We start from the raw sequence: 261 nt of genomic DNA, 5'->3' as shown, positions 1-261 counted from the left end.
GTTCTGGCCCCGGAAGGAGTCATAGTGATAGGCAGCCGGCCCCTCGCGGTTGCGACGGTCAACGAGTAGCAGCGACCAATGGGTGCCGCGGTGATCAGGATCCGAAGCACTGGCATCGCTCACTGGAAGGAACAGGAAGTCGGCTGTATCTCTTCCATTCTGATCATTAACGATGCGCTGGAAAGCGCTCAGCGCGGTGCTCTCATCGCCCAGGCGCAGATGATAATGGGCTATCAGGGGATCGATAAGCCGCGTCCTGGC

The 261-nt window shown here is 59.4% G+C and carries 1 pseudogene; it reads left to right on the top strand.

Annotated features, from left to right (window positions below):
- Window positions 1-78 precede the first annotated feature (78 nt).
- Window positions 79-261, top strand: a pseudogene (locus BBJ66_RS35920) (hypothetical protein); the annotation flags it as partial.

This window comes from Rhizobium sp. RSm-3, assembly GCF_001854685.1.
Classification (GTDB): Bacteria; Pseudomonadota; Alphaproteobacteria; order Rhizobiales; family Rhizobiaceae; genus Rhizobium; species Rhizobium ecuadorense.
Note: the sequence above shows the minus strand (reverse complement) of the source record. Positions and strands in the feature narration are given on the sequence as shown.